The sequence below is a fragment of the Sinorhizobium sp. BJ1 genome (assembly GCF_002531555.1).
Classification (GTDB): Bacteria; Pseudomonadota; Alphaproteobacteria; order Rhizobiales; family Rhizobiaceae; genus Sinorhizobium; species Sinorhizobium fredii_B.
In genome coordinates this window covers 1-7,926 of record NZ_NWTH01000075.1, presented here as the reverse complement: position 1 = coordinate 7,926, position 7,926 = coordinate 1, and the positions used below count along the sequence as shown (strand labels likewise).

General features: G+C 58.7%; 5 protein-coding genes and 4 pseudogenes. 7 read left to right on the top strand and 2 right to left on the bottom strand.

Going from position 1 to position 7,926, the window contains the following annotated elements:
- Positions 1–302: 302 nt before the first annotated feature.
- Together CO676_RS33725 and CO676_RS33720 are read left to right on the top strand one after the other, a co-directional pair.
- On the top strand, positions 303–1,703 hold the full coding sequence (locus CO676_RS33725; RefSeq protein ID WP_179875766.1) for an amidohydrolase family protein: 1,401 nt from the start codon (positions 303–305) through the stop codon (positions 1,701–1,703).
- Between the two features lie 78 nt (positions 1,704–1,781).
- A complete protein-coding gene (locus tag CO676_RS33720) occupies positions 1,782–3,383 on the top strand; it encodes an NAD(P)/FAD-dependent oxidoreductase (RefSeq protein WP_097524246.1) in 1,602 nt (533 codons plus the stop codon).
- A 335-nt stretch (positions 3,384–3,718) separates the two neighbouring features.
- Here CO676_RS33720 and CO676_RS33715 read toward each other — a convergent pair.
- Positions 3,719–4,195 (bottom strand): annotated as a pseudogene (locus CO676_RS33715) (IS5 family transposase); the annotation flags it as partial.
- A 173-nt stretch (positions 4,196–4,368) separates the two neighbouring features.
- Between CO676_RS33715 and CO676_RS36945 the strand changes: the two are divergent.
- Positions 4,369–4,590: pseudogene (locus tag CO676_RS36945) on the top strand (helix-turn-helix domain-containing protein); the annotation flags it as partial.
- Positions 4,591–4,625: 35 nt separating this feature from the next.
- On the opposite strand, the pseudogene CO676_RS33705 reads toward CO676_RS36945, so the two are convergent.
- Positions 4,626–4,733, bottom strand: a pseudogene (locus tag CO676_RS33705) (transposase domain-containing protein); the annotation flags it as partial.
- Between the two features lie 700 nt (positions 4,734–5,433).
- Between CO676_RS33705 and CO676_RS36690 the strand changes: the two are divergent.
- The 4 genes and pseudogenes from CO676_RS36690 to CO676_RS36670 form a co-directional block, all read left to right on the top strand.
- Positions 5,434–6,063 (top strand): site-specific integrase, encoded by a 630-nt coding sequence (locus tag CO676_RS36690; protein WP_245424649.1) that lies wholly within the window; start codon positions 5,434–5,436, stop codon positions 6,061–6,063.
- 25 nt (positions 6,064–6,088) lie between these two features.
- A pseudogene (locus CO676_RS37120) lies at positions 6,089–7,012 on the top strand (tyrosine-type recombinase/integrase).
- On the top strand, positions 7,009–7,389 hold the full coding sequence (locus tag CO676_RS36675) for a site-specific integrase (RefSeq protein ID WP_348628093.1): 381 nt from the start codon (positions 7,009–7,011) through the stop codon (positions 7,387–7,389). The pseudogene CO676_RS37120 and the gene CO676_RS36675 overlap by 4 nt, the downstream one beginning before the upstream one ends.
- A partial coding sequence (locus tag CO676_RS36670) for a tyrosine-type recombinase/integrase (RefSeq protein WP_348628094.1) occupies positions 7,347–7,926 on the top strand: 580 nt, incomplete at its 3' end. The genes CO676_RS36675 and CO676_RS36670, both read left to right, overlap by 43 nt.

Sequence of the window (7,926 nt, the reverse complement as noted above, 5' to 3'; positions counted from 1 at the left end):
CATGGAGCTTCTCACTGAGACGTTCCGGGTTTTTGAGAGCGAGAACCTATGAGGCGGGCGCGTATCCATCCTAACTGGACGCAATCCATGTTGGCCGATGTGCAGGAGCCAACCCCTCTGCCACAGCCAGGCAGCGCCGGCATGATGTCGGTAAGGGCATCATCAGCCACGGGCTTGTCGAGCCAAAAGACGTCTAAGGGGGCACCGTGCGCGTCAGCATCAGCGGCGCCAACCGAATGATCCGCCCCCTAATCAGGTATCCCGCCGTACGAAGTGGGCTAGCTTCGCCAGAGGTTGAAACAATGCACAAGAAGGGTGAAACGATGCACAAGAAGACCGTCGACACCGTCATCTTCAACGGTGACATTTTTACCGGTGACAGAAGTCAGCCTCACTATCGACCGGGGGCCATAGCGATTTCTGATGGCGTAGTGGTCGGGATAGGTCGCGAGCAAGAGATTCTGTCGGTGTACGATGCAACGCGCAGGATCGACGCTCAGGGCGCTTTGGTCCACCCAGGCTTCATTGAAACCCATTTTCATTCTACGGGAACGGCTTATCACGGGGCGCCTTTCTCGCCGCAGTCGGGCACTGCCAGCAAGGTGAACTACTCGAGTATGAAGGCAGCGACTGACCCCGAGATAACCGCCGCCTATACGGCTGCGGCCGCTTGCTCGATGCTACAACGCGGCTTCACCCTGTACTTCGAGTCAGCCACCGTCTTCGAAACGGATGCGTTTGCCGAAACACTGACCAAGTGCGGGGTGCGGGGAATGGTGACCGCACCATGGGGATGGGACGATATGTCGTCCGACATGAACGATGGGTATGGGCTGAACGAGACGCTGATGCGGCGTGCGCCGGCGGACGCGAGGCGGGTTATCGACCAGTGCAAGCACGAACTTGCGCGCAACAAGGACGACAATGCATTGGTACGCGGCTATGTCGGTCTGTGCGGAGGTACGACCGCCACGGACGAGCTCGTCCGGGAAGCGGTGAGACTGGCCACCGAATCCAATGTGATCTTCTGGCAGCACCAGGCATTCGAGCCCGAGGGTGACGCGGAAGAGCGAAGGAAGTTTGGTGACTCCGGCACGGCCCGCATGTACCGGCTCGGAGCCCTTGGGCCCAACACTACGCTCGCGCATATGAACATGCTTGACGAACAGGACGTCGAGCTCATCCTGGCGATGAAGCCGGGCCTTTCCTGGTGCCCCAATAATGCGATGGGCTATCGGATTACCCCACCGCATAAATGCTGGTTTCCGCATCTCTACCGAAAGGGGGCAAGTGTTTCGCTCGGTGTCGACACGATCATGATCCATCCGATCGGGATCGCCGGCCTCATGAGCCTCTACCTGTCGAGACTGGTTGGGGACAGAATGAACGACTCCGATCCATTTTACATGCAGACGATCGATGCTGCGAGAAACGTAGGCCTCGGTGACAGGCTGGGCAGCCTGACCGTGGGCAAGCGCGCCGATGTGGTCATCCGAGAAGCTCGCGACATCACCCATTACTCCTGGCGCGACGATATGGGCATCCTGTTGTCGCTGTCCTCGTCGATGATCCCGGTCGACACAATTCTCATCGATGGCAAGGTCGTCATGGAAAAGGGCCGGCTCACGACAATGGATCAGGATGAAATCCTTGCCGAAGCCGTGCGCCAGCGCGATCTTTTGGCCGACAGGCTCTCCGCGTGAGCATGCAACGTAAGCGGCGCGGGTGAGCAGGAGGCGCATCCGCGTTTCCCAGCACAAAAACAGATTAGGGGGACGATAATGCAAAAGACTTATGATGCGATTGTGATTGGGGGCGGAAACAACGGCCTTGCTTGCAGCTGCTACCTGGCAAAAGCAGGCCTGAAGGTGCTGGTGCTCGAGCGTCGCCATGTCGTTGGCGGCGCAGCTCGGTCCGAGGAAGTTGTTCCCGGCTTCACCTTTTCCGTTTTTTCCTACGTTGCATCTCAGCTACATCCGAAGGTAGTCACCGAGCTCGAACTCAGGAAATATGGTCTTCGATCTGTCAATGGGGACGATCGCACGTTCCGGCCCGTGGACGAAAAGCGCTCAATGATGGTCGGCGGCGACATCGGACATATGCAGGCTGTCTTGTCCCGATTTTCCCGGGCCGACGCTGCCAGATACCCGGAGTTTCGCAAGCATCTCTCAAGCGTTTCGCAGTTTGTCTACAGACTCAAGCTGCAGACGCCAGTCGACCTCGTCGCCAGTCCGTTGCGGTCCAGGCTCAAGACAGCGAGTTTCCTATGGGAGAATCGCAACGTCGGCGACGATTTCTACAAGCTAATTGATCTCTTCACCCTGAGCTCTGATGAATATCTGAGCCGTTGGTTTGAGAGCAGTGAAGTGAAGGCTGTGTTCGCGTACGCGGTGGGCGGGAGCCTGGTAGGTCCAAAGACCCCCGGGTCCGCATGGCTTGCGCTGCATGGCGGCTCGAGCCATGATGAGAAAGACGCCATCCACGGACAGGTCGTCGGGGGAATGGGCTCCATCACTCAGGCGATGGCGCGGTGCGCCGAGGACCACGGCGTCGAGATTCTCGTCAACAGCGATGTCACACAGGTCCAGACGCGCAACGGCCAAGTGCATTCCGTCGTAACCAGCCGCGGCGATGAGTATAAGGCACGTATTGTTGTCGGCAACCTCAACGCCAAAGTGCTGTTCGGAAAGCTCGTGGCGGCAAGTGATCTGCCCGGTGAATTCGTCGCGGACATCGCGCAATTCAAAACGAATGGGGCGGCATTCAAGCTGAATATCGCATGTGAAAGAGCTCCGCGGTTCTCATCTTTCAACAAGCAGGAAGCTGGCATGGAAAGCCCGTCATTCGTCCAGATTGGTCCTGACATGGAATATCTCGAACGGGCCTATGAAGAGGCGAAACCCGGCTGGTATTCTTCACGACCGTTCATGATCATGACGATTCCGACTGTCCACGAACCCAGCCTGGCACCGGAAGGAAAGCATATTGTTCAAATCTATGGCGGCCATACGTCCTACGAATTGACAAACGGCTCTTGGGAACAGGAGCGCCCGAGATTCCTGAAGAAGGTACTTGAAACCATCGACCACCTCGCACCGGGGTTTTCCGACGATGTCATCGATACGCAGCTTCTCCTGCCAAAGGACATTGAGGAGCAGCTCAACATGCCGGGGGGCCATATCAATCACGGAGACATGTCCCTTGAGCAGATGTTCTTTATGCGGCCCGCAGCTCACTACTCGGACTATAGATCACCGGTCAGGGGCCTGTATCAGTGCGGAGCTTCTTCTCATCCCGGAGGGGGTGTCTCCGGCGTGCCCGGTCGCAATGCATCGCGGGAAATCTTGAAGGATCTCGGGAAAGGTCCGGCGCGCACGGCATAGGATGTTAATTAGTGACGTTTGCCTGAGGCAGTGACTGGGCCTCACCGCAAACCCGCCGATATTAACTGTCTGCTCCACACCCTCGCAGGTTATGAAGGGACTTTGTCGGCGCCGATCCGAAGGCATCTTTCCGACGATCATCGACGGTGACGGCGCTGGCGTCGTGGTCGATGATGGCAAGCGACCACGTCATCCCGCTCTACACGCCCAAATGCCAGCAGTGCCCGCGCGATCGCGACTTTTGCGCGGCGTGCCCTGCAGGTGTCCTCCCCACCGGCAGGGCGATATTTCAAACCTATGAGAGTACTTGCAGCGCATCAGCTTAGGCCGTCGACTCATAAACCTTGACACCAAATTCTCGTGGCGACGAGCTTTACGGTGGCGAGGTAATTTTCCGGGCGCTTGTCGTATCGAGTTGCAATGCCGCGGACTGTTTGATCTTATTGAAGAAATGCTCCACAAGGTTGCGCTGCCGGTAAACCCAGCGCGAGAAAACGAACGAGCCCTTGCGGTTTGTCTTCGGCGGGATGTTGGCCCAGGCCTTTCGCTTGGCAGCCTTGGCCCGAATGGCGCTGGCATCATAGCCCTTGTCGGCGAGCAGGATGTTTCCCTCGTCAAGCTCGTCCGTCTGCGCGTCGGCCTGGGCGCAGTCGGCGACTTGGCCGCCGGTCAGACGGAGGTTGACGGCCCTTCGGCGTCGACGAGCGCGTGGATTTTGCTCGTAAGCCCGCCGCTGGAACGTCCCATGCCTCCATTGTCTCCATCCCCTTTTTTCCCGTGGTCGCATGCTGGTGAACGCGGACACAGGTCGAACGGCGACCCGTCATAGAGGCTCCATTATTCGGAAGCCTTGAATCATGACAAGCGAAAAACACCAAGTGAATTTATGAGTTTACGGCCTAGAGCGTCGGATTCTCAGGTTGAGTCGTTGGGGATTCCGTTGCGTCGGTATTCGTGATTCACTTTCGTCCGGAGGTGATTTGCGATGCCAAAAGCCTATTCACGTGATCTTCGGGAACGGGTTTCCCGCTTTGTCGATGCCGGGCACTCGCGTCATGCGGCGGCGTCCCACTTTGGCGTGTCGGTTTCCTTCGTCGTCAGGCTGATGCAGGTCTGGCGCAGGACCGGGAGGCTTGATCCCCAGCCCGGCGGCGGGCGGCGGCATTCCAAGCTCGACCCGCACCGCAGCTTTCTGCTTCGCCGGATCGTAAGCGGTTAGCTGACGGCGTCTGACCTGAAGTTCTAGGGCATGAGGGCTTCGATTTCGGATGCGGGCCAGCCTTGAGCGATGCGGGTCAAGGTCTGCGAGAGCCAGTCGAGCGGATCGACGCCATTCATTTTTGCAGGTTTATGCCGACCGGCGAACTATGCCGATTAATCAAGTTTTTGCCAATGTATTCGGTAACATAGCGGCAGCCCAATCGGCATAGCGTAGGGTCTCTCCGTCGCAATTGACGCGAAGGAGAGGACACATGAGCGAAACTGACTATTTAAAGCGCAGTGCCTTATATCGGAAGCGGGTCTACGGTCCGTATCGGGAGTTTGCGCGCGTTTACGCCGCCAAAATGTCGAACGAAGGCTTGGGTCGGCAATGCACGTGGCGCTCGCTGAGCCTGTTTCGAGACCTGATGGACTGGCATGTTGGCAATGGACATGATCCGCAGGATTTAAGCGAAGTTCATGTCGATCATTTTCTTGAGCATCGTTTCAAACACTGGAGCCCCGACACGGGCGACCGATCGGCGCTCCGACGCTTGCTTTCTGCGCTACGGGAAGAGGGCTTAATACCAGCCGCCCTCCCGGTTGAGCGCACAGAGCACGAGCAGATCGTCGATGTATTCGCGGCATATCTGTCGAATGAGAGAGGGCTCGCCGCCTCGACGGTGCGAAGCCACAAGCTGCTGTCACATCGATTCTGCGGGAGGTCTGTCCGGGGGGCGCAGATGGGTTTGCAGCGCTCACCCCGGAGATTGTTATCGGCTACGTCGAGCGACATGCCCTTGATGGCTCCGCCGACAGCGGTAAGGCAATGTGCGGAGTCGTGCGCGCCTTGCTGCGCTACTTGCATTTGAAGGGCTTCATTTCGACGGCGCCGGCCGATTGCGTGCCATCCATCCGCCGCTGGCGACTTGCCGGCCTTCCAACATTCCTGCCACCCGAGAAGGTCCAGAAGGTCCTCGACGCCTGTGATCGGACGACGGCAATGGGTCATCGGGACTATGCGGTTCTGATGATTCTGGCCAAGCTCGGTTTGCGCGCCAGCGAAGTTGCCACCCTCAATCTTGACGATATCGACTGGCAGTCAGGCACGATCCTCGTGCACGGTAAGGGGCGGCGGCCGGCGATTATGCCGCTGCGTCACGACGCCGGAACAGCTATCGTGGCTTATATCCGACATGGGCGGCCCGCGTCAGCGTGTCGGCGACTTTTCTTGCGAACACTTGCCCCACACGTCGGCTTTGCCTCCGGCTGCGCCATCACGATGATCGCCAAGCAAGCTCTCGAACGGGCAGGAGTTGATGGCTATGCGCATCACGGCGCCCATCTTTTCCGCCACAGCCTCGCGACCGACCTTTTGCGGTCGGGCGCCAGCTTTGCCGAGATCGGCCAACTGCTCCGCCATCGAAGCATCGACAGTACAAGGATCTATGCCACGATATCGACAATCTGCATGAGCTGAGCCTCCCCTGGCCGGGAGGTGTCCAATGAGCCGACTTCGCACTGCGCTCAACCGCTATGTCGGCATGCGCCAAGGGCTGGGATACAAATATGACGGTCCGGCACGACGATTGTCGGAGTTCGTCGCTTTCATGGAGGCCCGCGGCGCCGAGACCATCACGACTGATCTGGCAATGGAGTGGGTGACGTCGATGGGCCGGCAGCCGAGTTGGTCCATCCGCCTGGCTGATGTGCGCTGTTTTGCCAAGCACCTCGCTCATTTCGATTCTCTGACGGAAGTGCCACCAAGCGGCGCTGTGCCGTCGGCGCGGTGAACAAGGCCATACATCTATAGCGACATTGAGATTCAGGCGCTTCTGGCGGCGGCCCTGTCGCTGCCGCCGGCCAACGCCCTTCGACGCTGGACATATCACTGTCTGTTCGGACTGATAGCTGTCGCAGGACTGCGTCATTCCGAAGCGCTGGGCCTGCTCCGGGCCGACGTCGATCTCGACCAGGGCATTCTCACCATCCGAGAGACAAAGTTCGGCAAGTCACGGCTGGTGCCGCTGCATGCCACGACAATGGCTGTACTTTCAGATTATGCCACCCGACGCGACGCACACCTTGGTTCGCCGCGCAGTCCATATTTCTTCGTCGCCGAACAGGGCGGCAGATTGCTGCATCAATACGTGCACCGTGTGTTCTGGCGACTATCCCGGCAAATCGGATTACGGCAGGAGGGGAATCGCGATGGCCCACGGATTCATGATCTTCGTCACCGTTTCGCCGTCCAGACCCTGATCAACTGGCATCGCGCTGGCGAAGATGTGGAACGAGAGCTGCCGGTTCTCTCGACCTTTCTCGGCCATGCCAATGTTCGCGACACCCACTGGTACCTGTCCGCCGCGCCGGAACTGATGAACCATGCCGTACGGCGATTGGATAAGCGCTGGGAGGTTCGGTCATGAGACGCACGAACGACCTAGCCGTGCTGATCGAGAGGTGGTTCACAGATCGGCTGATGAAGCATCAAGGTGTAAGTTCCAACACCATTGCCTCCTATCGCGACACCTTCAGGCTCCTGTTTGCGTTCGCACAGACGCGCCTTGGGAGATCCCCATCTCAGTTGACACTGCGGGATTTGGACGCTCCTTTCATCGGCGCATTCCTGGACGATCTTGAGACGAAGAGATCCGCCTCGGCGAGGACCCGGAATCTCCGCCTTACAGCCATTCGATCATTCTTCCGATATGCGGCGTTCAAGGAGCCGGCACATAGCGCCCATATTCAGCGTGTGCTCGCATCCCCAGCAAGCGATGTGACAAGCGGCAGCTTCAGTTTCTAACCAGGCCCGAGATTGAAGCGATCCTGGACTGCACGGATCGAAGCACGTGGCTGGGGCGCCGCGACTACACTCTGCTATTGCTGGCCGCGCAAACGGGCCTGCGGGTCTCCGAGATCATCGATCTTGACCGAGACTCGGTAATGCTGGGCCAGGGCGCGCATGTGCAATGCGTCGGCAAGGGCCGCAAAGAGCGAAGTACTCCGCTCACCAAGGTTGCACAGCAAGCCCTCCGGCGTTGGCTCAAGGAACCAGGGAAGCGAGGCGCAACGGCTCTCTTTCCGAATATGCACGGTGACAGCCTCAGCGCCGACGGCGTGCAGGCCCTGCTGAACAAATATGTCGCCAAAGCGCGCGAGCACTGCGTCTCCCTTCGCTCGAAGCGGGTGTGGCCCCATGTCTTGCGGCACAGCGCTGCCATGGAGCTGCTACAGGCGGGCGTCGATTGCTCGGTCATTGCCCTGTGGCTGGGCCATGAGGCGATGGAAACGACGCTGACCTATCTTCATGCACATCTTGAACTGAAGGTATCCGCGCTCG